This is a genomic window from Kocuria sp. PD6, assembly GCF_031844145.1.
GTDB classification, from domain to species: Bacteria; Actinomycetota; Actinomycetes; order Actinomycetales; family Micrococcaceae; genus Kocuria; species Kocuria marina.
The window spans coordinates 38,966-64,540 of the sequence record NZ_JAUZUS010000005.1 but is presented as its reverse complement, the minus strand read 5'-3'; the positions used below and the strand labels follow the sequence as shown (position 1 = coordinate 64,540).

The 25,575-nt window shown below is 69.2% G+C and carries 21 protein-coding genes, 1 other RNA gene, 1 pseudogene and 2 riboswitches; of the genes and pseudogenes, 17 read left to right on the top strand and 6 right to left on the bottom strand.

Going from position 1 to position 25,575, the window contains the following annotated elements; genetic code table 11:
- The first annotated feature begins 160 nt into the window (after positions 1-160).
- The 8 genes and pseudogenes from Q9R22_RS05950 (at position 161) to Q9R22_RS05915 (ending at position 9,151) form a co-directional block, all read left to right on the top strand.
- Complete coding sequence (locus Q9R22_RS05950) at positions 161-1,225, top strand: LacI family DNA-binding transcriptional regulator (RefSeq protein WP_131332237.1); 1,065 nt, start codon at positions 161-163, stop codon at positions 1,223-1,225.
- Between the two features lie 12 nt (positions 1,226-1,237).
- Positions 1,238-1,334: signal recognition particle sRNA small type (gene ffs, locus Q9R22_RS05945), an RNA gene on the top strand.
- Between the two features lie 64 nt (positions 1,335-1,398).
- The gene (locus tag Q9R22_RS05940) at positions 1,399-5,037 is read left to right on the top strand and encodes a DNA polymerase III subunit gamma and tau (RefSeq protein WP_311254122.1); all 3,639 of its coding nucleotides are present in this window, start codon (positions 1,399-1,401) and stop codon (positions 5,035-5,037) included.
- Between the two features lie 48 nt (positions 5,038-5,085).
- Entirely contained in the window at positions 5,086-5,691 is a 606-nt protein-coding gene (gene recR / locus Q9R22_RS05935; protein WP_064846538.1) for a recombination mediator RecR, read from the top strand.
- Between the two features lie 143 nt (positions 5,692-5,834).
- Entirely contained in the window at positions 5,835-7,121 is a 1,287-nt protein-coding gene (locus Q9R22_RS05930; RefSeq protein WP_131332235.1) for an aspartate kinase, read from the top strand.
- A gap of 14 nt (positions 7,122-7,135) precedes the next feature.
- Positions 7,136-7,657 (top strand): MarR family winged helix-turn-helix transcriptional regulator, encoded by a 522-nt coding sequence (locus tag Q9R22_RS05925; RefSeq protein WP_082943329.1) that lies wholly within the window; start codon positions 7,136-7,138, stop codon positions 7,655-7,657.
- Positions 7,650-8,546 (top strand): annotated as a pseudogene (locus tag Q9R22_RS05920) (3-methyladenine DNA glycosylase); the annotation flags it as partial. The gene Q9R22_RS05925 and the pseudogene Q9R22_RS05920, both read left to right, overlap by 8 nt.
- Positions 8,547-8,779: 233 nt before the next feature.
- Positions 8,780-9,151 (top strand): Rieske 2Fe-2S domain-containing protein, encoded by a 372-nt coding sequence (locus Q9R22_RS05915; RefSeq protein ID WP_131332234.1) that lies wholly within the window; start codon positions 8,780-8,782, stop codon positions 9,149-9,151.
- A gap of 39 nt (positions 9,152-9,190) precedes the next feature.
- Here Q9R22_RS05915 and Q9R22_RS05910 read toward each other — a convergent pair whose 3' ends face one another.
- Both Q9R22_RS05910 and Q9R22_RS05905 read right to left on the bottom strand, forming a co-directional pair.
- Positions 9,191-11,008, bottom strand: coding sequence for a glycoside hydrolase family 15 protein (locus Q9R22_RS05910; protein WP_242670564.1), 1,818 nt, complete (start codon positions 11,006-11,008; stop codon positions 9,191-9,193).
- Between the two features lie 104 nt (positions 11,009-11,112).
- Entirely contained in the window at positions 11,113-11,955 is an 843-nt protein-coding gene (locus Q9R22_RS05905; protein ID WP_131332232.1) for an SDR family oxidoreductase, read from the bottom strand.
- Between the two features lie 234 nt (positions 11,956-12,189).
- Between Q9R22_RS05905 and purS the strand changes: the two genes are divergently transcribed.
- The 5 genes from purS to cls all read left to right on the top strand — a co-directional run bounded on the left by purS (position 12,190) and on the right by cls (position 17,758).
- Positions 12,190-12,447 carry a phosphoribosylformylglycinamidine synthase subunit PurS gene (gene purS, locus Q9R22_RS05900; RefSeq protein WP_035960791.1) on the top strand — a complete coding sequence of 86 codons (258 nt, stop codon included), beginning with the start codon at positions 12,190-12,192 and terminating at the stop codon, positions 12,445-12,447.
- A 2-nt stretch (positions 12,448-12,449) separates the two neighbouring features.
- Positions 12,450-13,241, top strand: coding sequence for a phosphoribosylformylglycinamidine synthase subunit PurQ (gene purQ / locus Q9R22_RS05895; RefSeq protein ID WP_131332231.1), 792 nt, complete (start codon positions 12,450-12,452; stop codon positions 13,239-13,241).
- Between the two features lie 160 nt (positions 13,242-13,401).
- Positions 13,402-15,699 (top strand): phosphoribosylformylglycinamidine synthase subunit PurL, encoded by a 2,298-nt coding sequence (purL, locus tag Q9R22_RS05890; protein ID WP_064846533.1) that lies wholly within the window; start codon positions 13,402-13,404, stop codon positions 15,697-15,699.
- 39 nt (positions 15,700-15,738) lie between these two features.
- Positions 15,739-16,254: a GNAT family N-acetyltransferase gene (locus tag Q9R22_RS05885; RefSeq protein ID WP_131332230.1), complete on the top strand. Its 516-nt coding sequence runs from the start codon at positions 15,739-15,741 to the stop codon at positions 16,252-16,254.
- A 13-nt stretch (positions 16,255-16,267) separates the two neighbouring features.
- Positions 16,268-17,758 carry a cardiolipin synthase gene (gene cls, locus Q9R22_RS05880; RefSeq protein ID WP_131332229.1) on the top strand — a complete coding sequence of 497 codons (1,491 nt, stop codon included), beginning with the start codon at positions 16,268-16,270 and terminating at the stop codon, positions 17,756-17,758.
- A gap of 181 nt (positions 17,759-17,939) precedes the next feature.
- On the opposite strand, the gene Q9R22_RS05875 is transcribed toward cls, so the two are convergent.
- Positions 17,940-19,004 (bottom strand): alcohol dehydrogenase, encoded by a 1,065-nt coding sequence (locus Q9R22_RS05875; RefSeq protein ID WP_131332228.1) that lies wholly within the window; start codon positions 19,002-19,004, stop codon positions 17,940-17,942.
- 285 nt (positions 19,005-19,289) lie between these two features.
- On the opposite strand from Q9R22_RS05875, the gene Q9R22_RS05870 reads away from it, so the two are divergent.
- Entirely contained in the window at positions 19,290-19,535 is a 246-nt protein-coding gene (locus Q9R22_RS05870) for an SMR family transporter (protein WP_311254121.1), read from the top strand.
- Positions 19,536-19,676: 141 nt separating this feature from the next.
- On the opposite strand, the gene Q9R22_RS05865 is transcribed toward Q9R22_RS05870, so the two are convergent.
- From Q9R22_RS05865 to Q9R22_RS05855, 3 genes are all read right to left on the bottom strand, one after another.
- Positions 19,677-20,069 carry an SdpI family protein gene (locus tag Q9R22_RS05865; protein WP_207387871.1) on the bottom strand — a complete coding sequence of 131 codons (393 nt, stop codon included), beginning with the start codon at positions 20,067-20,069 and terminating at the stop codon, positions 19,677-19,679.
- Positions 20,070-20,138: 69 nt separating this feature from the next.
- The gene (locus tag Q9R22_RS05860) at positions 20,139-20,777 is read right to left on the bottom strand and encodes a trans-aconitate 2-methyltransferase (protein WP_207387870.1); all 639 of its coding nucleotides are present in this window, start codon (positions 20,775-20,777) and stop codon (positions 20,139-20,141) included.
- A gap of 99 nt (positions 20,778-20,876) precedes the next feature.
- The gene (locus Q9R22_RS05855; RefSeq protein WP_131332227.1) at positions 20,877-22,304 is read right to left on the bottom strand and encodes an LLM class flavin-dependent oxidoreductase; all 1,428 of its coding nucleotides are present in this window, start codon (positions 22,302-22,304) and stop codon (positions 20,877-20,879) included.
- 77 nt (positions 22,305-22,381) lie between these two features.
- A riboswitch (SAM riboswitch) is annotated at positions 22,382-22,496 on the bottom strand.
- A gap of 128 nt (positions 22,497-22,624) precedes the next feature.
- Positions 22,625-22,716: riboswitch (SAM riboswitch) on the top strand.
- A gap of 7 nt (positions 22,717-22,723) precedes the next feature.
- Here Q9R22_RS05855 and Q9R22_RS05850 point away from each other — a divergent pair.
- From Q9R22_RS05850 to Q9R22_RS05840, 3 genes are read left to right on the top strand one after another with little or no spacing between them, the layout of a single operon-like run.
- Entirely contained in the window at positions 22,724-23,527 is an 804-nt protein-coding gene (locus Q9R22_RS05850) for an ABC transporter ATP-binding protein (protein ID WP_131332226.1), read from the top strand.
- Between the two features lie 4 nt (positions 23,528-23,531).
- Positions 23,532-24,581 carry an aliphatic sulfonate ABC transporter substrate-binding protein gene (locus Q9R22_RS05845; protein WP_131332225.1) on the top strand — a complete coding sequence of 350 codons (1,050 nt, stop codon included), beginning with the start codon at positions 23,532-23,534 and terminating at the stop codon, positions 24,579-24,581.
- The gene (locus Q9R22_RS05840) at positions 24,578-25,543 is read left to right on the top strand and encodes an ABC transporter permease (RefSeq protein ID WP_242670563.1); all 966 of its coding nucleotides are present in this window, start codon (positions 24,578-24,580) and stop codon (positions 25,541-25,543) included. Before Q9R22_RS05845 ends, Q9R22_RS05840 begins: the two co-directional genes overlap by 4 nt.
- The last annotated feature ends 32 nt before the right edge of the window (positions 25,544-25,575 follow it).

The window sequence follows — 25,575 nt, the reverse complement described above, 5'->3', positions numbered from 1 at the left end:
GGGAGCACGAGTTGGCCGGAGGCCGGTCCGCCGTGGAAGGTTTCGGGCCATAATTGGCGCATGCGGCGGTGGCGGCCCGCATCGCAGCTCATCCACCGCCCCGCCACGTGTTCTGTGCGGGATCACGCTGGTACCCACCCCTTGATGCGGAGGCACGCCCATGATCGCCCGAGAACTGTCGGCAACGCGTCGGCCGCAGGGGCCACCCCGCTTGAAGGACGTGGCCTCCAAGGTGGGGATGTCCACGGCCACCGTCTCACGCGCGCTCACGGGCCGGGGGCCCGTCTCCCCGGGGACGAAACGCCGCATCGAGGCCGCAGCCAAAGAACTCGGGTTCGTGGCGTCCTACCACGCATCGAGTCTCGCGAGCGGGCGCAGCCGGAACATCGGCGTCGTCCTGCCCTACGTGGATCGCTGGTTCTTCGCCACGGTCCTCGACGGCATCGCGAGCACACTGACAGCAGCCGGGTACGACGCCGCCCTGTACAACTTGCAGGGCGAGAACTTCCGCGAGAGCGTGCTCACCGATTTCCTGCTCCGCAAACGGCTGGACGCGGCCGCCGTGGTCTCGCTGCGATTGACACCCGGAGAGACCGAACAGTTGTTCTCCGCCGGCATTCCGCTGGTAGGAATCGGGGGCTCCCTCGAGGGTGCCCCCACGATCAGCGTGGACGATCTGAATGCGGGACTGCGCGCGACCAATCACCTGATCCAGTTGGGACATTGCCGTATCGCCTTCATCGGAGGGCCCCCCGAGGCCGGCCGTTCCTTCCCCATGTCCAGTGATCGACGCCGCGGTTTCGAACAAGCGATGTCAACTGCGGGACTGCCGATCCACGAGAGGGACCAACTCGTCTCGGACTTCACGTTCCTGGGCGCCTATCAGCAGGTTAAGAATCTGCTCGCCGAGCCAGAGCAACGGCCCACCGCCGTATTCGCCGCGACGGACGAAATGGCGGCCGGTGCCATTCTCGCAGCGAGGGACCTGGGCCTCGAGATCCCCCGGGATCTGTCCGTGATCGGCATCGACGCCCATCCCCTTGGTGAGGCCTTCGGGCTGACCACCATCGACCAGCAAGCCCACCATCAGGGCACCCGCGCCGCGCAGCTGCTCCTGCGCCAGTTAGCCGGGGAACCGGTCACCGCCGGCCACGAACTGCATCGGGCCCACTTCATCGCACGATCCTCGACGGCACCGCTCGGTTCGAACTCCTCGCCGGCTTGAGCTAAAGTATGGGGCAGCCCCTCGTGTGGCGCCATCTCGTAAAACTCCCCCAGGACCGGAAGGTAGCAAGGGTATATGGGCTCTGGCGGGTGCACGGGGGGTCTTTTCGTACCCGGCTCCCCACCTCCGCGAGTGCGCTGTGCGCGTCCGAGTCCCCGGCTAAGGTTTCATACGTGACTACCGCCCTGTACCGTCGCTATCGCCCGGAGACCTTTCAGGATGTCATCGGTCAGGAACACGTGACCGAGCCCCTGATGACCGCGCTGCGCAAGAACAGGGTCAATCACGCCTATCTCTTCTCCGGTCCGCGCGGCTGCGGTAAGACCACGTCCGCGCGCATCCTGGCCCGCTGCCTCAACTGCGCGGAAGGGCCCACGGCCACACCGTGCGGTCACTGCGAGTCCTGCCAGGATCTGGCCCGGGACGGTGCCGGCTCACTGGACGTCATCGAGATGGACGCGGCCTCCCACGGCGGCGTGGATCATGCCCGTGACCTGCGGGAACGCGCCACGTTCGCCCCCGTCCGGGACCGCTACAAGATCTTCATCATCGACGAGGCCCACATGGTCACGCGGGAGGGCTTCAACGCCCTGCTGAAGATCGTGGAGGAACCGCCGGAGCACGTGAAGTTCATCTTCGCCACCACCGAGCCCTCCAAGGTGCTCACCACCATCCGCTCCCGCACGCACCACTACCCCTTCCGCCTCGTTCCCCCGGAACCGCTCATGCGCTACCTCGAGCAGCTGTGCCAGGAGGAGGGCGTCACCACCGAACCGGGCGTCCTGTCCCTCGTGGTGCGCGCCGGCGGCGGCTCGGTGCGTGATTCGCTCTCCGTCCTGGATCAGCTCATGGCCGGCTCCGACGACGGCGGCATCACCTACGATCTCGCGGTCGCCCTGCTGGGCTACACGCACGCGGCCCTGCTCGACGACGTCGTGGACGCCTTCGCCGCCGGCGACGCCGCCACGGTCTTCGCGTCCGTGGACCGCGTCATCCAAACCGGGCAGGACCCCCGCCGTTTCGTGGAGGACCTGCTCGAACGCTTCCGCGACCTGGTGGTGGTCAACGCGGTCCCCGATTCCGCCGCGAACATCCTGCACGGGATGCCCACGGACCAGATCAACCGGTTGCGGAACCAGGCCACCCAGCTGGGCGCGGCCGAGCTCTCCCGCTCCGCGGACATCACCAACGAGGCCCTCAACGAGATGACCGGGGCCACCTCCCCGCAGTTGCACCTGGAACTGCTGTGCGCCCGCATCCTACTGCCCTCGGCGGACCACACAACGCGGGGCATCACGTCCCGGGTGGACCGTTTGGAACGCCGCCTGAGCATTCCTCGGGGCACCGGAATTCGTACGACGGCGCACGACGCCGCGTCGTCGTCCCCCGCGGTGGAACCGACCGCACGCGGAAGCCAGGAGCCCAGATCTCCGGAACAATCCGGCACCGCCGCGCCGGCACCCGCGTCGCACGACGCCCCCGCACCGGAATCCGCCGGGGTACCTTCCCCGATGCCCCCCGCGCTCGACGACGCCGCAACGGACTCCGTTGCCCCGTCGCAGCCCGTGCGCCCGGACGGGTCTGCCGCGGACGGCGCGGACGGTTCCGCAACGGGTCGCCCCGCAGAGGAGACCCCGGACGTCCAGGAACCCACGGACCCGCAGGACTATTCCGAACAGCCCGAGGGCAGCAGCCACCCCGCCGCTGCGGACCCCGTTCCGGAAGACGAGCGCGGCCCCGATGCCCAGCACCCGCCCGCGGACGGCACGACCGACACCCGCTCCCCCGCGGCACAGGACGCGGGGGCCGATGTCTCGGCACGCATGCAGCAACGGGAGACGTCGAACCAGTACGGGTCCCAGCGGCCTGACGACGCCGCATCCCGCCAGTACGCGCAGGGGGAGCCTCGCCGTGACGTCGCGCCACACGATGACCACCAGCCGCAAGCCCCGCAGGCGTCCGAGGAGCAGGCCGCCCCGAGCGATGTCACCAGCGGTGAACTGGAACTGCTGCGTTCCTCGTGGCCCGAGATCGTGTCCGCGCTCGCGGAGATCCGCCGCGTGGCCTGGGCCATCACCGTGCGAGGAACGCCCATCTCGTTCGAGAACCGCACTCTACGGATCGCGTTCGAGAACGACGGCGACCTCCTGAACTTCCCCCGCTTCGAGGCGGACGTCCGTAATGCCATCCAGAGCGTGGTGGGGCTGGATTGTGCAGTGGAAGCAGTGCGCCCCGGTGACACGCGCGGCCGGCAGGACACCCCGGGTGCGGGTGGTCCGCCGTCGAACGCGGGCCGTGGCACCGGGCCCGGTCCCGGGCGGGACGCCGGCGGTGGACAGGGTTACCGGGGAGATCGCCCCGCGCCCCGGGGCGGCGGGCCCCAGAATGCTCAGGGATCCCGACAGGATCGCGGATCGCAGCAGGACCGGAGTTATCAACGCGACGATTCCTCCTCGGAGCACGGCCAACAGTACGGCCCCGGACCCCGTCAGGGCTCGGACTCGCATGACGGCGCTGATGCCGGGTACGGACCCGGCTCACGGCGAGACACCGGTGCATCTCGCGGCGACGGACCCACCGGGCGGGATACCAGGCTGAACGCCTCGAGCCGGGCCGGATCCTCCGACCAACCGGACTATTTCCGCGAGCCGGAGGGCTTCGGGGTCAATCGTCGTCGGGGCAATCCTCCCGCGCCCGACCGTGAACCGACACCGGAACGCGAGTCGCGGTCCATGCCCGATTCCGCCTCTCGTTCCACGTCCGGCACTGACCGGTCCTCCGTGCCCGCTTCCTCGTCGCACTCGGCGCCCGCATCCGCCCCGGACGACGACGAACCCGTCACCTCGTGGTCCGTGGCCTCCATTCCCCAACCGGGTTTCGCCGCACCGAGCGGCGGGGATTCCACGTCGAAAACCGCCGATGCGGCGCCCACGCGTGATGATTCGGACCAGAATCCGGACACGTCCGATAGCTCCGTGGGCGACTCCTCCAGGGACGATGCCCACCGAGCGACGGATTCCCCGGCGGACGACCGCGCTGGCACCGGCGATTCCACCTCGGTTCCGTCTCGTGAGGGCTTGGGCAGTGCCAGTGACTCCGCGGACGTCGGCGCGACCTCGTGGACCCCTGGTGTCCCCGCGTCGGATGGCCCCGGGTCTGATGTTCCCGCTTCCGATGACTCCGCGGCGTTCGAGTCCCACGATCCCGGGGCCGCTTCCGGCGGGCCCGATCTGTCCATGCGTGACGGTTCCATGCGGGATGGTTCCGTGCGCGACGGCTCCGTGCCCGAGGACCCCGCATCCGGTGCTCCTTCCTTCCGTGCCCCGCAGCCGCGAGATCGCGGCCCGGAGTACTGGAGCCCAGAGGAACCGCCGCCCCCACCGGAGGATGACCCCCCGGCGGACATGTACGACGAACCCGTGCCCCGAGCGCCGTCGCCCGCGAGGGATCGTAGGGCCCAGGGCGGGAACGGCCCCGGCGGCGACAACCCGGCGGGCCCCGGTCCCGACCACGACGGGCGCGGGAACACCCGCCCCGGCGGCGTCGTCCCTCGCGAGAACGGCGACACCCGCCCCGGTGGGAACCGCCCGAGCTGGCGAGAGCGCCACGCGGAAGCGATTGCCGCGGCGGAACGGCGCTCCACCGACATCGCGCCCCCGACCTCGCGCAGCCCCGGCATGGAGGACGAGAACTTCGTCCCGGGCGCGGACGACGAATCCCTCGAGGACTCGTCCCTGTACGGGCGGGCGGCCATCGAGCGCATCCTGGGCGGCATACTCATCGACGAGCACGCCCACGGAACGGATCTGTGACCGGGCCCATCGCCCAGCTGATCACGAACACGACAATGAAGGAGCACGGTGTACGAAGGACCGGTCCAGGACCTCATCGATGAGCTGGGGAGGTTGCCGGGTATCGGCCCCAAGTCCGCGCAGCGCATCGCCTTCCACCTGTTGGACGCGGACAAGGACGAGGTCCAGCAGCTCGTGGAGGCCATCACCACGGTGAAGACCTCGGTGTCGTTCTGCGTGATCTGCGGCAACGTCACAGAGCAGGAGGAGTGTGCGATCTGCCGGGACGCCCGCCGGGACCGCAGCGTGATCTGCGTGGTGGAGGAGTCAAAGGACGTCATGGCCATCGAACGCACCCGCAGCTACCGGGGGTTGTACCACGTGCTGGGCGGCGCGATCTCGCCGCTGCAGGGTGTGGGACCGGATCAGCTGCGCATCCGCGAGCTGATGACCCGGTTGTCGGACGAGACAGTTCAGGAGATCGTGCTGGCCATGGACCCCAACCTGGAGGGCGAGGCCACCTCCACGTACCTCACCAGGATGTTGAAAACGCTGGGTATCCGGGTCACCCGGCTGGCCTCGGGGCTGCCCGTGGGCGGTGACCTCGAATACGCCGACGAAGTCACGCTGGGCAGGGCCTTCGAGGGACGCACGGTGGTCTCCGAGGCCCGCTGAGGCCCGTAACATTCGCGTCCCTCTTTGTGTCCACGAATGCTCGCTCGACTCCGTGCGGCTGCGGGTGAGCGGATAGCATGGATCACTGATCCCGCGAGACCGCCCGTGCGTTCGGGCCGGGTGCCTGCCTGTGAGAGGAATGTATGAGCCTCATTGTCCAGAAGTTCGGCGGTTCATCGGTCGCCGATGCCGACGGTGTCCGCCGGGTCGCCCGGCGAGTAGCCGAGACCAGGAACGCCGGCCACCAGGTGGTCGTGGTCGTCTCCGCGATGGGTGACACCACGGACGACCTCCTGGACCTCGCCGGTGAGGTGGCCCGCAAACCACCGGCTCGCGAGTTGGACATGCTGTTGACCTCCGGGGAACGCATCTCCATGGCCCTGTTGGCCATGGCCATCTCCGACCTCGGCGTTCCCGCGCAGTCCTTCACCGGATCCCAGGCCGGAATGATCACGGACGGCGCCCACGGTGCGGCCAAGCTCGTGGAGGTCAGCCCCCTCCGAGTACGTGAGGCGCTCGACCACGGCAACGTCGCGATCATTGCCGGGTTCCAGGGCGTCAACCGCTCCTCCAGGGACATCACCACGCTGGGCCGCGGCGGTTCGGACACCACCGCCGTGGCGCTCGCCGCCGCCCTGGACGCGGACGTGTGTGAAATCTACTCGGACGTGGACGGCGTCTACACCGCGGACCCCCGCATCGTCCCCACCGCCCAGAAACTGGACCGGGTCTCCTCCGAGGAGATGCTCGAGCTCGCCGCCAACGGCGCCAAGATCCTGCACCTGCGCTGCGTGGAGTACGCCCGCCGCTTCAACGTGCCGTTGCACGTCCGTTCGTCTTTCAGTCACAACGAGGGCACCATGGTCATCCCCAGCCCGCACGAGAACCTCACGCCGCAGAAGGAGATCCCCTTGGAACAGCCGCTGATCGCCGGTATCGCTCATGATCGCAGCCAGGCCAAGATCACCATCGTGGGGGTCCCCGACCGCCCCGGGATCGCCGCGCGGATCTTCCGGTTGCTGGCCGACTCCAAGGTGGACGTGGACATGATCGTCCAGAACGTCTCCACCGGCGAGAACCCGCTCACCGATGTGTCCTTCACCCTGGCCGAGTCCCAGGGTGACCTGGCCATGAACCTGCTGCGTGCCGCCGAAGAGAAGATCGGCTATGCGAGCCTGGACTACGACGACGAGGTGGGCAAGCTCTCCCTCGTGGGCGCCGGTATGAAGACCAACACCGGCGTGGCGTTCACGTTCTTCGAGGCGCTCGCGGAGAGCGACATCAACGTGGACATGATCTCCACGTCCGAGGTCCGGATCTCGATCATCACGTCCATCGCCAAGCTCGACGAGGCCGTCCGGGCCGTGCACACGGCGTTCGGTCTGGACTCGGACGAGACCGCCACGGTGTACGGGGGTACGGGACGCTGACCCCGGCTTCATCCATGAGTTCTGATTCGGACCCGTCCGAGGATCCCCGGCTCGCCGAGATCATCGACTTCCTGGGTGGTTCGGACGAATCCGCCGTCGAGGATCCGCTGTCCCTGGCGGACCAGCTGTGCTTCTCGTTGTCCGTGGCGTCACGCAGGGTCGCGCACAGCTACCGCCCCGTGCTGGAGCCCCTGGGACTGACGCTGCCCCAGTACCTCGTGATGCTCGCGCTGTGGGATGCCAACCCGCGCACGGTGAAGGACCTGGGCGAGCAGCTCATGCAAGATTCGGCAACGCTCTCGCCCCTGCTCAAACGCTTGGAGGCCCGCGGTTACCTCACGCGGGAACGCGATCCGCACAACGAGCGGGCCCTTGCCGTGACTCTCACGGAGGAGGGCGCGCGTCTGCAGGACGGGGCGCAGGCCGTGCAACCGGAGATGATGCGCCGGTTGCGGTTGTCCCCTCAACAGGTCCGGTTGCTGAACCGCGGAATGCAGCGGTTGATCGACAACACCCAGGACGCCGAGAGTGCATGAGGCGCTGACCCGGGAGGAGTGGTCACGCCGGGCGCACTCGCACGCGGAGCGGGTGGCGCCCCACACCCGGCCGTTCCTGGACCGGCGATCCCGCGGGGAAAAGCATCCCGTGGAGGACTTCCTGTTCACGTACTACACGCTGTCCCCGGCCCAGTTCACGCGGTGGCACCCTGGGCCCGGCATCATCCTCTTGGAGGCCTCGGAGCGCGAGGGCTGGAAGCACTACCGTCCCGCGACGACCGCGGAGCTCGAGGCGGCGGGCGTGGGGGAGGGCGTGAGCGGCGTCGTCGTCGCGGTGGAGGAATTCGTGGCCGAGCGGGGCACCGCGGTGCGGTTCACCCGCGAGATCCTCGCGAACACCTTGGCCAGGAGCGGGACGTTCGATTGCTTCGGGCTGCATGAGTGGGCCATGGCCTACCGCGCGCAGAGCAACGGTGTGCGCCACGAGGACGCGCCGTTGCGGTTGGGGGCGTCCGGGACGGACGACGTGGTGGAGGCCCACCGGATCCGCTGCTCGCACTTCGACGCGTTCCGTTTCTTCCAGCCCCAGGCCGTGGAACGCAACGAGCTGCAGCCCACGCGCGAGTCACAGCGCCGCATGGAACAGCCGGGGTGCCTGCACGCGAGCATGGACCTGTACAAGTGGGCCTACAAGTTGTTGCCCGCGGTGGATTCGGACCTGCTCGCGGACTGCTTCGACCTCGCGTGGGACGTGCGCGTGACCGACATGGAGGCCTCCCCCTACGACCTCACGGAATGGGGGTACGAGCCCGTGCGGATCGAGACGCCCGAGGGCAAGGCCGAGTACGTCCGGCGCCAGCGCGCCTTCGCGCAGCGGGGTAATCGGCTGCGAGAGCGCTTGGCGGCGGCCGTCGAGCGGCTCCTGGACGGGGTCGACGACGCCGCGTCCGCGCCGCTCGATTCCGCCGGCTCCGCGCCCCGGCCACGCCGTTCGGACGACGCCGCGGTGCCCGTCCGCGCGGCCGGGCATGATGGCGCGACGAGGCAGTCCGGAGCGGGCGGGCACATCGGCGCTATGACGCAGACCGGAGCAGTCGGACGGGACGGCGCGAGCGGCGCCGTCATGCAGGGCCGAACCGCTCGGACCCACGGAGACCGTTCATGAGGCCCGGGGAAACCGCCCACGGATGGGAACGGATCACCGTGGTCTCCGCGGTGGCGGAACCCCTCGACTTCGTGACCGCCCGCTCGAGCGCGGGCCCGGTGCTCGTGACCCGGGATGCCGACGGGACGCTGCACGTGCTGTCCAACACGTGCCCACACCAGCAGGCCACGGTGTGCCGGGAGGCCGCGGGGCGCGCCGAGAGCTTCGAGTGTCCCAACCACTACTGGGTGTTCGGCCCGGACGGCCGGTTCCTGGGCTCGCGACTGGCCATGGCCGCTGGTCGGCAGCTGCCGCACGACCCGGCCAAGGACCTCCCCGCGGCCGCCGTGGATGTAGTGGACGGCTGGGTGGTGGCGCGCTTCGACTGAGCGGACCTCGGCGTTCGTCGTCCCCTGCTGCAGCGCGTCCTACTCGAGCGCCGCCTGCTCGAGTGCCACGGCGGCGTTGAGCAGGGCCAGGTGGCTGAGGGCCTGCGGGAAGTTGCCCAGGAACGAGTTGTCCTCGGGGTCGATCATCTCGGTGAACAACCCCACGTCATTGGCGAGAGGGAGCATCTCGTCCATGAGGTCCACGGCCTCCTCGCGACGGCCCACCGTGGCCAGCGCCGCTACGGTCCAGAACGAGCACGCCACGAACGCTCCCTCCTCCTTCTCCATGCCGCTGTAGCGGTACATGAGCGGACCGCGGCCCAGCTCCTCCCGAACGGCGTCGATGGTCGAGGACATGCGGGGACCACGATCGAACCCGGTCATCGCGTGCAGCAACACGGACACGTCCAACTCGTCGGTTCCCGGGTACCAGACGTACGCGCCCCGTTCCTCGCTCCAGCCCTCGGTCTCGATCCACTCCCGGATCCGTTCCCGTTCCGAGCGCCACCGGTCCACGCACCCGGGGATGTGACCGGCCTCCGCCAGTTTCACGGCCCGGTCCAGGCCGTGCCAGCACCCCAGCTTGGAGCTCGTGTAGTGCCGGTGCTCGGGCAGTTCCCACATCCCGGAGTCGGGGCGGCGCCACAGGTCGCACACCGCGTCCGCGAGGTCGGCGAGCGTCCGGGCGGTGGCGGTGTCCAACACGTTGCCGCCGCCCACGTAGAGGTGCGCGATGTCGAAGACGTCCCCGTACACGCCCAACTGCAACTGGTCCGCGGCATCGTTGCCCGAGACCACGGGGCCGATCCCTCGCCACCCGGGGGCGTCGTACGCGGTCATCTCGGAGGCGGGGACCTCGCCGTCGAAGCGGTTGAGGACGCGCAGGTCGGGGGTCTGTGCCCGGGCTCGGCGCAGGATCGTGGACACCTGCGCGTGCACGTCCTCCTGCTCCCCCAGTCGCAACAGCGAGTGCAGGGTGTAGGTGGCGTCACGGATCCACGCGAAGCGATAATCGAAGTTCTTGGTGCCCTCCCTGTTCTCGGGAAGGGACGTGGTCGCCGCGGCCGCCACGGACCCCGACGGGCTGTGGCTGAGCAGTTTGAGCGCGAGGGCGCTGCGTTCGACCTCCGCGCCGTAGGGACCGTCGTAGTCGAGCAGATCACGCCATCGGCGCCACGTGTCCCGGGTCATGGCCAGGTTCTTGCGGATCTCACGGGGCGAGGGCAGGCGCAAGGGCTCACCGTGCGTGGCGACCACCGCGAGCAGATGCTCGGACTCGGGGCGCGTGGTGAACCGCCCGGAGATCTGCCGGGTCCCCACCTGCGGTTCCCCCGCAGCGTCGGTGCGGACCCCCATGCCCACCCGGTTCGTGCGCAGCACGGGCTCCCCCGCGATCATCTCGACCCACGGGGAGACGGTGTTGAACATGGTGCCCGGGGCCACCCGCCACACCATGGCCACGTTCCCGGTCACACCGTCCACCGAGCGGGCCAGTTCGTTCCACGGCAATTGCCCCGTGGACCCCATGTTGAGGGAATCGGTGACCCGCACGGTCCCCGAGGCCGTGGAGAACGTGGTGGTCAGGATGTTGGTCCCGGGGACGTACTCCCGGGTGACCTCGAACTCCTCCTCCGGGCGCAGCTCGATGCACCCGCCGTGCTCGGCGTCGAGCAGCTTGGCGAACGGCGGCGCGGAGTCCAGGTCCGGGACGGGGTACCAGTCCACGGATCCGTCCTGGGCCACCAGCGCCACGGTGCGCCCGTTACCCAGGGCTGCGTAGGAACGCAGGTCCACGTAGCCGTCCCGGCGCCGGGACACCTTGTTCAGGGGCTCGGCGCGGTCGGGGGTTGCGTTCACGGGGCTCGTTTCTCTCGTGGGACGGGACGGGAGGACGGCGGATCGCGCCGCGGGAACGGCACGACCCGCCATCCGGAGGACTCGCTGACGTCAGCGCGACCGGGTCACAGGATCGGGCTGCCGCCAGTGACGGCGATCCTCGCCCCGGAGACGTAACTGCCGTCGTCGGACGCGAGCAACACGTACACCGGGGCCAGTTCTGCGGGCTGGCCGGCGCGCCCGAGGGGCTCCGCGTCCCCGAAACTCTCGAGCTGCTCCGCGGGGATGGTCGAAGGGATCAACGGTGTCCAGACGGGCCCGGGGGCCACGCTATTGACGCGGATCCCGCGCTCCCCGAGCAACTGCGCGAGACTGGCCGAGAAGTTGGCGATTGCCGCCTTGGTCGCCGCGTACGGCGCCAGGGTGGGAACCGGCATGTCCGAATTGACCGACGAACTGCCGATGATCGCCGATCCCGGCGCCATGTGCGGCACGGCGGCCTTGGCCAGGTGGAAGTACGCCCCCACGTTGAGCTTGAAGGTGTGCTCCCACTCCTCGTCGGGGATCTCCTCGAGGCTCTCGCGCGTCATCTGGTAGGCGGCGTTGCTCACGAGCACGTCCACCTTGCCGAACTCCTCCACGGCCTTCGCGATCACGGCACGGCAGTGCGCCGCTTCGGACAGGTCCCCGGGGACCAGGACGGCCTTGCGTCCCGCCTCCTCGATGTAGCGGGCGACGTCGCGGGCGTCCCGTTCCTCCTCGGGCAAGTAGGTGATCAGCACGTCCGCGCCCTCGCGGGCGTAGGCGATAGCCACCGCTCGGCCGATCCCGGAGTCACCACCGGTGACGACCGCGGCCTTGCCCTCGAGCTTGCCCGATCCGCGGTAGCTGTCCTCACCGCAATCGGGGACGGGGTTCATCTCGGCCTGCAGTCCGGGGGCCTCTTGCTGTTGTTCAGGGAATCCCATGACAGTGTCCTCTCTGGTGGAGCGGGTCCGGGCGAGCTCTCGCGCTTCGCCGACCCGGTGACCGGGAGGGCTCCCGGGCGGGCCGACGCTCAGCACACTTTCCATCGTAGGGGACGCCCGTGTCCGGAAACATCCCCTGCGGGCCGCGCACGGCAGCTCTGCCGTCTGCCCGCGGCCCACCCCCGGGCCGATAGGATGGGCGAGGATTGGCCCGTAAGCGCAGGAGTAGTGGAAATGGCCCGTATCGTCGTTGACGTCATGCCCAAACCGGAAATCCTTGACCCGCAGGGCAAGGCGATCGCGAATGAGTTGCCCCGGATCGGGCTCAGCGGTTTCACGGAGGTGCGCCAGGGCCGCCGGTTCGAACTCACGGTCGAGGGCGAAGCGGACGAGCAGGTGCTCGCTCAGGCCCGTGAAGCCGCGGAGAAGCTACTGTCCAACCCGGTGATCGAGGACGTCGTGAACGTCTCCGTGGCCCCCGAGGAGGACTGAGCGTGGCCCAGAACCTCACGGCCGAGCAGACGCCCCTCGTGGCGGACCTCTCCGAACCCGCCACCGATTCCCGCCTCGCGGACGTGCGGGTGGGTGTCGTGACCTTCCCGGGCACGCTCGACGACCGCGACGCCGCTCGCGCCGTCGAGATCGCCGGCGGCACCGCGGTGCCGCTGTGGTACGCAGACAAGGACCTCAACGGTGTGGACGCCGTGATCCTGCCCGGTGGCTTCTCCTACGGGGACTACCTGCGCGCCGGTGCGATCGCCCGCTTCGCCCCCCTCATGGACAGGATCGTGGACGCTGCCAATGCCCGGGAGGGCATGCCGGTGCTGGGGATCTGCAACGGTTTTCAGGTGCTCACCGAGGCCCACCTGCTGCCGGGGTCCATGATCAAGAACGAACAGCTCAAGTTCATCTGCCGGGACCAGGCGCTGCGCGTGGAGAACACGGACACCGCGTGGACCGGGCGATTCGAGCAGGGCCAGACCATCGTGGTGCCGCTGAAGAACCAGGACGGGCAGTACGTCGCGGAGCAGCGCACCCTGGACGAGTTAGAGGCCGAGCACCGGGTGGTCTTCCGCTACGCGGGCGGCAACCCCAACGGTTCCCGCAACGACATCGCCGGGATCACCAACGCGCGGGGCAACGTGGTGGGACTCATGCCCCACCCCGAGCACGCCGTGGAACCGGGCTTCGGCGCCGATCTTTCCGGCTCCGGTCCGGTCCAGATGCGCCAGGGAACAGACGGGCTGGACGTCTTCGTCTCCGCCCTGGAACACCTGTTGCGCTGACCCGTCCACGCCGCGCTCGCCCGCAGCGAGGACCGCGGCGTCCCGTCCGTTCATCATCGGGCCAGTTCGGGGAACCGCACCCGGCCCACACCATGCCTCCGCGTGAGCGCCCGCCCGGCACCGCACGCCCCATCGTTCGCAAAGGGATCTAGTAGTCGTCATGAGCGAAACCCACTTCAACCTGGACACCGTGGAGCACGCCGCCTCCACCCCGGACACCGAACTGCCCTGGGCGGAACTGGGGCTGAACGAGACCGAGTTCGAGCGCATCAAGGAGATCCTGGGCCGCCGCCCCACCGCGGCGGAACTGGCCATGTACTCCGTGATGTGGTCTGAACACTGCTCGTACAAGTCCTCCAAGGTGCACCTGCGCCAGTTCGGGGACAAGGTCACGGACGAGATGCGCAAGAACCTCATGGTGGGCATCGGTGAGAACGCCGGCGTCACGGACATCGGGGACGGTTGGGCCGTGACCTTCAAGATCGAGTCCCATAACCACCCGTCCTACGTGGAGCCCTATCAGGGTGCGGCCACGGGCGTGGGCGGGATCGTGCGAGACATCATCTCCATGGGTGCCCGCCCGGTGGCCGTGATGGACCCGTTGCGTTTCGGCGCGATCGACCACCCGGACACCCAGCGCGTGGTGCACGGGATCGTGGCCGGCGTGGGCGGCTACGGCAATTCGCTGGGGTTGCCGAACATCGGCGGAGAGGTGGAGTTCGACCCGTGCTACCAGGGCAACCCCCTGGTCAACGCGCTCGCCGTGGGTGTGATGCGCCACGAGGACATCCGCTTGGCGAACGCGTCCGGGACGGGCAACAAGGTGGTGCTCTTCGGCGCGCGCACCGGCGGGGACGGGATCGGCGGCGCCTCGGTACTCGCGTCCGAGTCCTTCGACGACTCCAAGCCCTCCAAACGCCCCGCGGTGCAGGTGGGTGACCCGTTCGCGGAGAAGGTGCTCATCGAGTGCTGCCTGGAACTGTTCAAGGGCTCGCTCGTGGAGGGCATCCAGGACCTCGGTGCGGCGGGCATCTCGTGTGCCACGTCCGAGCTCGCGTCCAACGGTGACGGCGGCATGCGCGTGGACCTCACCGAGGTCCTGCTGCGCGATCCGTCGCTGACCCCGGGCGAGATCCTGATGTCCGAGTCGCAGGAACGCATGATGGCCGTGGTCACCCCCGAGAAGGTCGCGGGCTTCGAGGCCGTGATGGCCAAGTGGGACGTGGAGTACTCGTGGATCGGCGAGGTCACGGACACCGGCCGCCTGGTCATCGACTACCAGGGTGAGGTCATCGTGGACGTGGATCCCCGCACCGTGGCCCACGACGGTCCCGTGTACGAACGCCCCTACGCGCGCCCCGAATCCCAGGACGCCCTGCAGGCAGCCCACTTCACGGGCTCCCCGGAGGACGCCGCCCGCCCGTCCGGCGCGGAGCTCGGCCCTGCGCTCGTGGAACTGATGGCCTCCCCGAACCTGTGTTCCAAGGACTGGGTCACCGACCAGTACGACCGCTACGTTCAGGGCAACACCGCCATGGCCATGCCGGATGACGCCGGCGTGATCCGCGTGGACGAGCGCACCAACCTGGGCGTGGCCCTTTCCACGGACTCGAACGGTCGCTACACCCGCCTGGACCCGTACCAGGGCGCCCAGTTGGCGCTCGCCCAGGCGTACCGCAACGTGGCCACCGCGGGCGCGCGCCCCGTGGCCGTGTCCGACTGCCTGAACTTCGGTTCCCCCGAGGACCCGGACATCATGTGGCAGTTCGCGGAGGCCGTGCGCGGCCTCTCGGACGGGTGCCAGACCGTGGGTGTGCCCGTGACCGGCGGTAACGTCTCCCTCTACAACCAGACCGGCGGCGTGGCCATCAATCCCACCCCGGTGATCGCCATGATGGGCGTGTTCGACGACGTCACGCGCCGCACGCCCTCGGGCTGGAGTGAGGATGGCCAGGCGATCTACCTGCTCGGCGAGACCGCGGACGAGCTGGACGGCTCCGAGTGGGCGCGTGTGCGCGGCCACCTGGGTGGGTTGCCCCCGCGCGTGGACCTGGCCCGCGAGCGCGTCCTGGGTGACATGCTCATCAACATGTCTCGGGACGGCATGATCGACGCCGCGCACGACGTCGCGGAGGGCGGCCTCGGGGCCACGCTCGCCGAGATGGCGTTGCGCTTCGGCGTGGGCGCCCGGATCGGCCTCGGTGAGGTCGCCGAGCGGGACGGCGTGGACCTGTTCACGCTGTTGTTCTCCGAGACGCAGGGCCGCGCCGTCGTGGCCGTGCCGCGCTCGGAGGAGGTGCGCTTCCAGGACATGTGCACTGTGCGCCGCTACCCATTCGCGCGGATCGGCGTGGTGGACACCGAGGCCGGGGCCCTGGACTTCCAGGGCGAGTTCACGGTGGCGCTGGACGAGCTGAAGACCGCCCACGCATCAACCCTGCCCCGTCACTTCGGCTGACGGGCCGGGACCACAGCACGAGAACCCTCGGAGGGAGCCATGTTGGACGACATGCCGCGGCCGGTTCCGCCGCAGCCGTTGCGCACGCAGCGGTTGGAGCTGCGCGCGTTCACACCGGATGAACTCGAGGTCGTGGCCGGGGGCTCACGACTGCCCCAGTTCGCGCCGGGTTTCCCCACCCCCGAGAACGAGGACTGGGCCCGGGAGGCGATCGAGGCCGGTGAGCACTTCTTCACGGAGAGCGACTGCGCCCTGCTCGCCGTGATCCGGCTCAGCTCGGGGCAGATCATCGGCGCCGCGGGGTTCGCGGGACCCGCCATGGACCACGAACTGGAGATCAAGGGGGCCATCGTCCCGGAGCACCAGAACCAGGGGCTGGCCACCGAGGCCTTGCGCGCGCTCGTGGACCGCGCATTCGAGGACCCCGGGATCCGTGCGGTGCACGGCTCCGTCCCGGCCGACCACGAACCGGCACGCCGGGTGCTCGTGCGCTGCGGGTTCGTGAAACGACCCTCCGAGGGCTCGGAGGACACCTACTACCTGCGGCGCCCCTGACGAACGGTCACGGATGTACCCCTGGATACCCTTCGACCTGCTCCCCGCGGACACCCTGCCGGAGTGGATCCTCATCATCCTGGCGGTCCTGGACCTGCTCCTGAAGATCCTGGCCCTGGGCTGGATCCCCCATCAGCGCCGTCCGTCCGTGGCGCTCGCGTGGTTGCTCGCCATCTTCCTGATGCCGTACGCGGGGCTCCTGTTGTTCGTGGTGATCGGTTCCACCCGGTTACCGCGTAAACGCATGGCCAAGCAGGCCCGGATGAACCACGTGATCCAGGAGAACACCCCCGAGCGCCTCCCGCTGGGGCCCGAGCTCGCCGAGTACCCGGAATGGGTGCGCACCACCGCGGAGCTGAACCAGAACCTGGGTGCCCTGCCCATGGTGGGCGGTAACGACTTCGAGATCCTCACCGATAATCACGATTCCATGGCCCGGATGGCCCGGGACGTGGACCGCGCCACGGACTACGTGCACTTCGAGTTCTACATCGTGGCCGTGGACCAGGTCTCCCGAGAGCTGCTCAATGCCCTGATCCGCGCCCACGAACGAGGTGTGCGCGTGCGGATCCTGATCGACCACGTGGGGTCCCTGGGTTACCCGGGGTACGCGGAACTGGTCCGCCAGTTCAACCGTTCCGGGGTGCCGTGGCGGCGCATGCTTCCCATCCGCCCGTGGCGCGGTGAGTGGCAGCGCCCGGACCTGCGCAACCACCGCAAGATCCTGGTGGTGGACGGCCAGGTGGCCTACACGGGCTCACAGAACATCATCCACCGCTCCTACAACAAGAAGAAGAACCTGCGGAAGGGCCTCGAGTGGAAGGACCTCATGGTCCGGGGCACGGGATCCGTAGTCACCGAGTTGAACGCGGTGTTCGTCTCGGACTGGTACTCGGAAACCGACGACCTCCTGCTGGACGAGACCCCCGCCGCGCTCGAGCACACGGCCGAGCCCATGTACGCCCAGGTGGTGCCGTCCGGGCCCGGGTTCGAGACCGAGAACAACCTGCGCCTGTTCAACCACCTGATCTACAACGCCAATCACCGCGTGGTGATCTCCAGCCCGTACTTCGTCCCGGACGAGTCCCTGCTCCACGCCATCACCACGGAGGCCCAGGCGGGCGTACGGGTGCAGTTGTTCGTGGGTGAGACCTCGGACCAGTTCCTCGCGCAGCACGCCCAGAACTCGTACTACTCCGAACTCGCGCGCGCCGGGGTGGAGATCTACCGCTACAGCTCCCCCACCGTGCTGCACGCCAAGTTCGTGCTCGTGGACGACATCGTCTCCGTGATCGGTTCCTCCAACATGGACGAGCGTTCCTTCGCGCTGGACCTTGAGGTCTCCGTCCTGATCGTGGACGAGTCGTTCCGCACCCGGATGGAGGACGTCGTGGGGCAGTTCCGCGCCAACTCCACCCTCTTGGACCTGGACGCCTGGGAGAAACGCTCGCTGGGGCGCAAGTTCGTGGAGAACGTCTGCCGCCTTACTTCCGGCCTGCTCTGACGCGCCCCGGACGACGACGCCGCGGGGCCGGGCGCGGCGTCGTCCGTCCCCTCGGTGCCGCCCACCCGGGGCGGGCGCGAGTGTTCGTTCCTCGCCCGGGTGCGCGAACGCCGTCGCCGCCCGCAGAGATCGGGGTGGCGACGGCGTCGTCGTGCACGGTGGGCACGGGGCCCGGTGCGGATCAGCCCGCTACGAGCACCGCGCGGCCGTTGAACGTGCGGTTGCGCAGGCCGTCCAGCGCGGAGTTGACCTCCTGTGCGGTGAGCGGGAGCTCCGTGATGGGCGGCTTGGGCAGATCCGTGTCCTGGGCGAGCGCCACGAGCTCCTTGAGTTCGGGAAGACTGCCCACGAAATTGCCGCGGATGTTCAGCAGGTTGAACGCGGTGAGCGCGGTGGGGAACTGGTACTGGCCCCCGAACAGGCCCACGCTGACCAGGGTCCCGCCGTTGGCCATGGCGAAGAGCGCGGCGTTGGAGGTGTCCCCGTTGTTGACGAGGTCGATGGCCGCGGCAATCTTCTCCCCGCCGGCCCGGACGATGTCGCCCACGAGGTCCTCGCCGCCCACGGCCACCGTGGCGGACGCGCCCACCGCCTGGGCGTTCTTCAGCGCGGCCTCGCTCATGTCCACGGCCACGATGTTCTCGTGACCCAGGGCCTTGAGCACCGCAATGGTCATCAGCCCTACACCGCCCGCGCCGATCACGGCCACGGGCTTATCCGCGGGCAGCGGCATGATCTTCTTGACCGCTGAGTAGGAGGTCAGGCCGGAGCAGGCGAGCGTGGCGCCGAAGGACGGGTCGATGTCGCCCAGCGGCACCAGGTAGCGCTCGTCCGGCACGTGGACCTCCTCTGCGTAGCCGCCGCGGCGCTGCACCGAGAGGTTGCGCTTCTTCCCGCTGCAGTAGTTCTCGCGGTCCTCCGAACAGGCCTGGCACTCGCCGCAACCGATCCACGGGAACACGATGTACTTGGTGTCCCCGGGCGTCACCGTGGCGTCCGGTCCCGCGGCCACGACTTCACCCACGATCTCGTGCCCGAGCACCACGGGGTACTGCGCGCCCGCCGCGGTCAGTTCGTAGCGCCCGGCGCTGCCGAGGTCGAAGTACCCGTCCTGGCAGTGCACGTCCGAGTGGCAGACCCCCGAGTTGGTCACGCGGATCATGACCGCGGAGCCTTCCAGTTCGGGCCGTTCCACCTCGAGTTCCTGGGCTGCTCCACCCGGCTCCGTGTGCGCGAAAACCTTCATGTTTACTCCCTCGTAGCGTGTGTGGAAGTCGCCTTACCATGTAAGCTGTGTCACCACTCTAGGCCGCCGGGGTCAATCGTCCACGGGCTCGCTCCCGTCGGTTCGAGGGACGACGACGCTCGCGCGCCCCGCGCGGTCAACGGCAGCCGCCGCCCGACTTCGGTCACACGGCGTGGCTCCGGGTGCCGCCGCTATAGGCTCACCGGCGTTGATCTCCTGCCCGAGTAGCGCCACAGCGCCCGACCGCGCCGTCGCCGGTGTTCGCAACCGCCGGGACCGGGTGTCATGAGGCAGGGCAACGTCATGGCCTGGTTCTTCCTGGCCGGGGCCGTCCTCCCGGAGGTCACCGCGACGCTCAGCATCAAGGCGGCCCTGGGACAACCCGCCCTGTACGCCGTGGTGGTGCTGGGGTACACCGGGGCCTTCATGTGTCTCACGCTGGTACTGCGCCGCGGGATGCCCCTGGGGGTCACCTACGGGATCTGGGCCGCCGCCGGTGTCCTGCTCGTGGAGCTCGAAGCGAGTCACTGACCCGCAACCTGGCCGCCCGCACCGGCCGCTCTCCATTCCGGCGAAGGCCTCCCGCGAGCGCCCCGTCGTGCCCCCCCTACGCCCGCCGCGCCGTCGACGACGCCGCTGATGCGCCCCGGTCTCAGGCGCGGGGTTCCGGTCTCAGGCGCGGGGTTCCGGAGCCGACTTTTGCGCGGCCCGCCGAGCGGCACGGTTGGCCGGCCCCACGGCGGACACCAGCACCGCGACCTGCAGCAGTACACCCACCAGCCCGGCGACGATGCCCCATTCGGGCCGCCCCAGAACGAGCAACACGATCGCCGCCACCACGGCACACACGGCCACGGGAACGGACCACCGCACCCTCGGAAGGGCCGCGGCGTGACCCGCGGACCACGCGGCGTCGGTCGCGCGCGTGTGCCGGGTCCGGAGGCCCACGGCCCCGTTGCGATCGAGCGAGCCGACGGCCGCTGCCCTGACGATCACCACGGTCACGACGCACACCAGGACCGTGCTGAACGACAGCATGATCACTCCGAGCAGGTCCTCGTCCACGGTTCCCTCCGGGTCACGGGCATTTCCCCCACCCTATGAAACAACCCATCCATCTCGTGCTCGATCAGGTCACCGTGCCGCCAACAGGTGGCACTCGGGGAAGCGATGTTCTGCGTCCGGGCGACTGACGGTACGCCAGGCCTCCGTGAACCCGGCATGCTTCATATGATCGGCCATCACGTCCGGATGCCAGCGCCACGCCGGAGCCACGGCGTGATCGAACGAGACCACGGCACGCTCTCCGTCGAGTGCTTGGAACGCCACCATGACCACCCCTCCGGGTGCCATCACGTCCGCCCAGGAGTCCAGGATGCCGGGGAGCCGCGCGGGTGGCACGTGGATCAGACTGAACCGCGCAAGAACGGCGGCCACTCGGCGGTCAGGCCCCGCTGCACCACCCCACGACGTGGGATTCGCATCGCCGGCTTCGAAGGCGACCTCCGGGTACGATGTGCGCGCGATACCCAGCATGGATTCGGACGGGTCCACCCCCACCACGTGCAGACCCCGCTCGGACAGTGCGGCCGTGACGTGGCCCGTGCCGCACCCCACATCCATCGCGGGGCCGGGCGCCCCTGCCGCGATGACGTGATCCGCGAAGGCCTCCACCGCGCGCCGTTCGAGCGCCGTGCGGAAGGGAGCGGGAAAAGCCTTCTCGTAGTCGTTCGCCAAGTGGTCGTAACCGGGTTGCACGCGTTCCACTCTCACACGGGGGTCCCGCCCTGGCAACGGGCGAGGAAGCCGACGACGCCGCCCTGCCGGACCTGCGGGACCGGGCGCGAGCGGCGTCGTCGTTGGAGGGAGGTGTCAGCCCACCAGCTCGCGGGACGGCGTGTCCGCGACGGAGGGCTCGCCCACGAACGCGCCGCGGTACTTCGCGGCGGGGTGGGTGTCCTTGACCCGCGGCTGGCCCTCGCCGTAGAGGGACTCGCGCAGGGTGGTGCCCTCGTACTCGGTACGGTAGCGCCCGCGCTTTTGCAACTCGGGGACCACGTACTCGACGAAGTCCTCGAAGGAACCGGGGCTCACGTGGTAGGCCAGGTTGATGCCGTCCAGGCCGCCCTCGTCCACCCAGGTCTCGAGCTGATCCGCGACGGTCTGCGCGGAACCCACGAGCACGGCACCCATCCCGCCCAGGGCGCAGTGCTTGGCGATCTCCTCGCGCGTCCACTGCTTGTCCTTGGATTGCAGCGTGAACGGGGTCAAGAAGGACTGGATGGAGTCGGTCTTGATGTAGTTCAGGGCCTCGTCCTCGTCGAACTGGGACAGGTCCACGCCGGACCACCCACCGATGATCGCCTGGGAGGCCTCCAGGTCCACGTATTGCAGGTAATCGCGGTACTTCTCCTGGGCCTGCTCGTCCGTGTCCGCGACGACCACGGAGAGCATCGCGTAGATCTTGACGTCGTCACGGCTGCGGCCCTCGGCCCGAGCCCGGTCGCGGATCTTGTCAGTCACGAAACGCGTGAGGTCCGGGCGCAACCCGCCGATGAACACGGCTTCCGCGTGCTTACCCGCGAACGCCTGCCCGCGCGAGGAGGCGCCGGCCTGGAAGATCAGCGGCGTGCGCTGCGGGGACGGTGCCGTGAGCCCCGCCCCGGGAACGGTGAAGTGCTCCCCGCTGTGCCGGATGGGGTGGACCTTGGTGGGATCCGCGTAGACGCCCGTCTCACGGTCCTGCACCACGGCGTCGTCCTCCCACGAGCCCTCCCAGAGCTTGTAGCACACGTCCAGGAACTCCTCCGCGATCTCGTAGCGCATATCGTGCTCAATCTGGCGCGGCAGACCCTGGTTCTCGGCGGCGGAGGGCAGGTAGGAGGTCACCACGTTGAAGCCCACACGGCCCTTGGTGAGGTGGTCCAGCGTGGCGTACTTGCGGGCCAGGGTGTAGGGCTGCTCGTAGGTCACCGCGCTCGTCACGCCGAAACCCAGGTGCTCGGTCACGGCGGCCATGGCCGAGACCTGCATGAACGGGTCGTTGACCGGGACCTGGGCCCCGTCACGCACGGCCGGAGCCGCGGAGTTCTTGTAGATGTCGTAGATGCCCACCACGTCCGCAAGGAACAGGGCGTCGAACTTGCCCCGCTCCAGCAGCTTGGCCAGCTCCGTCCAGTACTCGATGGTGTTGTACTCGGTGGCCCGGGACCGCGGGTGGCGCCACAACCCGAAGCTCTGGTGATCCACGCAGGTCATGTCGAACGCGTTGACGGAAATCCGTTTGCTCATCTCGGTCAGCCCCTCAGCAGGAACACGACCCGCGCCCCGTGCACCACCTACGGCGGCCTACCTTGCGGGTCCAGCGCGCTTGTGTGGCGCCGTACTTGCCGCATGCGGTGTGTCATGCGGCCCGATCCTCACCTGGGGCACCCCGCTACGGGAGAGGGTTGCCGTCCGACAAGCCAGGGCTAAACGTCGGCACTCGTGATCGTTGTGGCATCGATCCTAACGGGGATCCCCGGTCCTCGGAAACACCTGGGGTTACGGCACGTCACGACGGCGCCCCGGCGCGTCACACGATTTGCACCCGCGGGCTCCCGGCCCGTTCAATGGTGGGGTTCCCATCCGGAGCGGCTGAGAGACCTGGCTCGTTGACGTCGCAGCAACCAGCCCCACGCGGGCAAGGTGCTAATGCCAGGAACGATGGAGTTGATGAATTGAGCCATATCCTCACGCGCCCGGAATCTGCCGTCGACGCCGCGGCGGTCACCTTCGACCGGGTCGGCAAGTCCTTCCCCGCACACCACGGAGCGCATGTCCACGAGGTCCTGAGGGACGTGACCTTCACGGTGCGTCCGGGCGAGATCGTCTCCGTCCTGGGCCCCTCGGGGTGCGGCAAGTCCACCCTGCTACGCGCCGTGGCCGGGCTCGGCACGGCGAGCGAGGGCGAAGTCCGGATCGACGACTCGGTGGTGCGCGAGATCGACCCGCGCTGCGCCGTCGGCTTCCAGGAACCGCGGTTGCTGCCGTGGCGCAGCGTGGCGCGCAACGTGGCACTGGGTCTGCCCCACGGGACTCCCGCCCAGGAGGGGAAGCGGCGGGTGGCGCAGCTGTTGGAGCTCGTCGGCCTGTCCCACCACGCGAATCACCGTCCCTCGGAGATATCCGGGGGCATGGCACAGCGCGCATCCCTCGCCCGGGCCCTGGCACGGAACCCGCGGGTCCTGCTGTTGGACGAGCCCTTCGGGGCCCTGGACGCCCTGACCCGGATCAGGATGCAGGATCTGCTGCTGGACGTGCACCGCGCCGATCCCACGACCGTGCTCATGGTCACCCACGACGTCGAGGAAGCCCTGGTGCTCTCCGATCACGTGGTGGTGCTCGCGCGGGAAACGGCCACGGGCCCCGCGACCATCGCCGAGATCATCTCCCCCGAGCTGGCCCGCCCGCGCTCCCGCGAGGACAGTGAGATCACCGCACTGCGCGCCCACCTGTTGGCCCTACTCGGCGTGGAGCGCTGAGCGCATGGCGCAGTTGTCCCGACGCCGCGCACTGCAGGCACTCGGCCTGTCCGCGCTGGCGCTGCCCCTGAGCGGATGCGTCATGGAGGGCGAAGGTCCGGGCCGCGGTGTGGCCGGCGGTTCCGCGCACGAGATCTACCTGGACTACGCGACCTACAACCCGCTGTCCCTGATCATCAAGGCCAAGGGCTGGCTCGAGAAGGTCGCCGGCGCCCACGGCCAGACCGTGACGTGGGTGTACTCGGCCGGTTCCAACAAGGCCAACGAGTCGCTACGCGCCGGGGTCGTGGACGTGGGCTCCACGGCAGGTTCCGCCGCACTGCTCGCGCGTGCCAACCGCTCGCCGATCAGGACGATCGACCTGTTCTCACAGCCCGAGTGGTCCGCGCTCGTGCGCACCCCGGACTCCCCCGTGCGCACCGTGGCGGACCTCGCGGGCACGTCCGTGGCCGCGACGAAGGGCACGGATCCGTACTTCTTCCTCCTGCAGTCCCTCGGCGCGGCGGGCATGAGCGCACAGGACGTCACCGTGGTGAACCTGCAGCACGCGGACGGGCGCACCGCGCTGGACACCGGTCAGGTGGCCGCATGGTCCGGACTGGACCCCGTGATGGCCGCCGCGGAGAAGGCGGGGGACGTGCTGTTCCACCGGCAGTTGGAGTTCAACACGTACGGGTTCCTCAACGCGAGGGAGGTGTTCCTGCAGCTGAATCCCACGGGTGCGCAGGACGTGGTGAACACGTACGCCTACGCGCGGCAGTGGGCGCTGCAGCACCCGGAGGAGGGGATCGCGATCCTCGCGGAAGGCGCGAGCATCGATCGCGACACCGCCCGGCGGGTCTGGCAGCGCACCCACCTGGACATCGACCCCGTTCCGGGCCCCGAACAGCTCGCGGTGCTCGAGCGGGTCGGGCCCATCCTGGTGGAATCCGGGGACGTCTCCTCGCAGCAGGACGTGGACGAGGCGCTCGCGAACATCGTGGAGCAGCACTACGCACAACACGCCGATGCGGCCGCCGTGGCCCAGGTGATCGAAGGGAAGCAGTCCTCATGAGCACTCACGACACCTCCTCCGCCGCACCGCGGTCCTCGGACGGCGCGTCCTCCGAAGCAGCTGGCGTCACTGCGGTGGCCACACTGTCCGACGACAACGGACGCCACGAGGCGGGCGCGGTGGCACCCGGCGACGTCGCACCCCCATCAGACACCCCTGCCGCGGCGGATTCCCGCACGCGTCCCAGCGCGCTGCGCAATCCTTGGGCCCTGGGGCTGATCGGGATCGTCCTGCCCGTGCTGCTGGTGCTCGCGTGGCACACCCTCTCCACGAACGGGACCTTCTCCCCCGTGCAGTTGCCGCGCCCGTCCGCGGTGCTCGCCGCGGGATGGGAGCTGCTGCGCAGCGGTGACCTGTGGTTGCACGTGGGGATCTCCACGCAGCGCGTGATCGTGGGCTTCCTGATCGGCAGTGGGCTCGGGCTGTTGCTCGGCGCGTTGCTGGGGCTCTCCCCGTGGGCGCGGGCCATCGGCTCGCCCACGATCGGCGCGCTGCGCGCCGTGCCGTCCCTGGCATGGGTGCCGTTGCTGTTGCTGTGGATCGGGATCGGGGAGAACTCCAAGGTGACCCTGGTGGCGATCGGCGCCTTCTTCCCGGTGTACACCACGGTGTCCGCCGCGCTGCGCCACGTGGACCAGCACCTGATCGAAGCCGCACGGTCCTTCGGGCTGCGCGGGGTCAAGCTCTTCACCACCGTGCAGTTGCCCGCGGTGCTGCCCTCCGTGATCTCCGGGCTGCGCCTGGCCCTGGCCCAGGCGTGGTTGTTCCTGGTGGCCGCGGAACTATTGGGCTCCTCCATGGGCCTGGGATTCCTGCTCACCGATTCGCAGAACAACGGCCGCACGGACCGGTTGCTGCTCGCGATCGTGTTGCTGGCCGTGCTGGGCAAGCTCACGGACGCCCTGCTCGGCATCTTCGAGCGGTGGACGCAGCAGCGCTGGAGCGTGGCCGGAACCAGGTGACAACCCGCCCGGTTCCCGCCGGCGCCCGCCGT

Excerpts from the sequence above, each read along its gene's own strand:
- Q9R22_RS05950 (WP_131332237.1), top strand. The coding sequence starts at position 161 with ATGATCGCCCGAGAACTGTCGGCAACGCGTCGGCCGCAGGGGCCACCC.
- Q9R22_RS05930 (WP_131332235.1), top strand. The coding sequence starts at position 5,835 with ATGAGCCTCATTGTCCAGAAGTTCGGCGGTTCATCGGTCGCCGATGCC.
- Q9R22_RS05925 (WP_082943329.1), top strand. The coding sequence starts at position 7,136 with ATGAGTTCTGATTCGGACCCGTCCGAGGATCCCCGGCTCGCCGAGATC.
- Q9R22_RS05915 (WP_131332234.1), top strand. The coding sequence starts at position 8,780 with ATGAGGCCCGGGGAAACCGCCCACGGATGGGAACGGATCACCGTGGTC.
- Q9R22_RS05905 (WP_131332232.1), bottom strand. The coding sequence starts at position 11,955 with ATGGGATTCCCTGAACAACAGCAAGAGGCCCCCGGACTGCAGGCCGAG.
- purS (WP_035960791.1), top strand. The coding sequence starts at position 12,190 with ATGGCCCGTATCGTCGTTGACGTCATGCCCAAACCGGAAATCCTTGAC.
- purL (WP_064846533.1), top strand. The coding sequence starts at position 13,402 with ATGAGCGAAACCCACTTCAACCTGGACACCGTGGAGCACGCCGCCTCC.
- Q9R22_RS05885 (WP_131332230.1), top strand. The coding sequence starts at position 15,739 with ATGTTGGACGACATGCCGCGGCCGGTTCCGCCGCAGCCGTTGCGCACG.
- cls (WP_131332229.1), top strand. The coding sequence starts at position 16,268 with ATGTACCCCTGGATACCCTTCGACCTGCTCCCCGCGGACACCCTGCCG.
- Q9R22_RS05875 (WP_131332228.1), bottom strand. The coding sequence starts at position 19,004 with ATGAAGGTTTTCGCGCACACGGAGCCGGGTGGAGCAGCCCAGGAACTC.
- Q9R22_RS05870 (WP_311254121.1), top strand. The coding sequence starts at position 19,290 with ATGAGGCAGGGCAACGTCATGGCCTGGTTCTTCCTGGCCGGGGCCGTC.
- Q9R22_RS05845 (WP_131332225.1), top strand. The coding sequence starts at position 23,532 with ATGGCGCAGTTGTCCCGACGCCGCGCACTGCAGGCACTCGGCCTGTCC.
- Q9R22_RS05840 (WP_242670563.1), top strand. The coding sequence starts at position 24,578 with ATGAGCACTCACGACACCTCCTCCGCCGCACCGCGGTCCTCGGACGGC.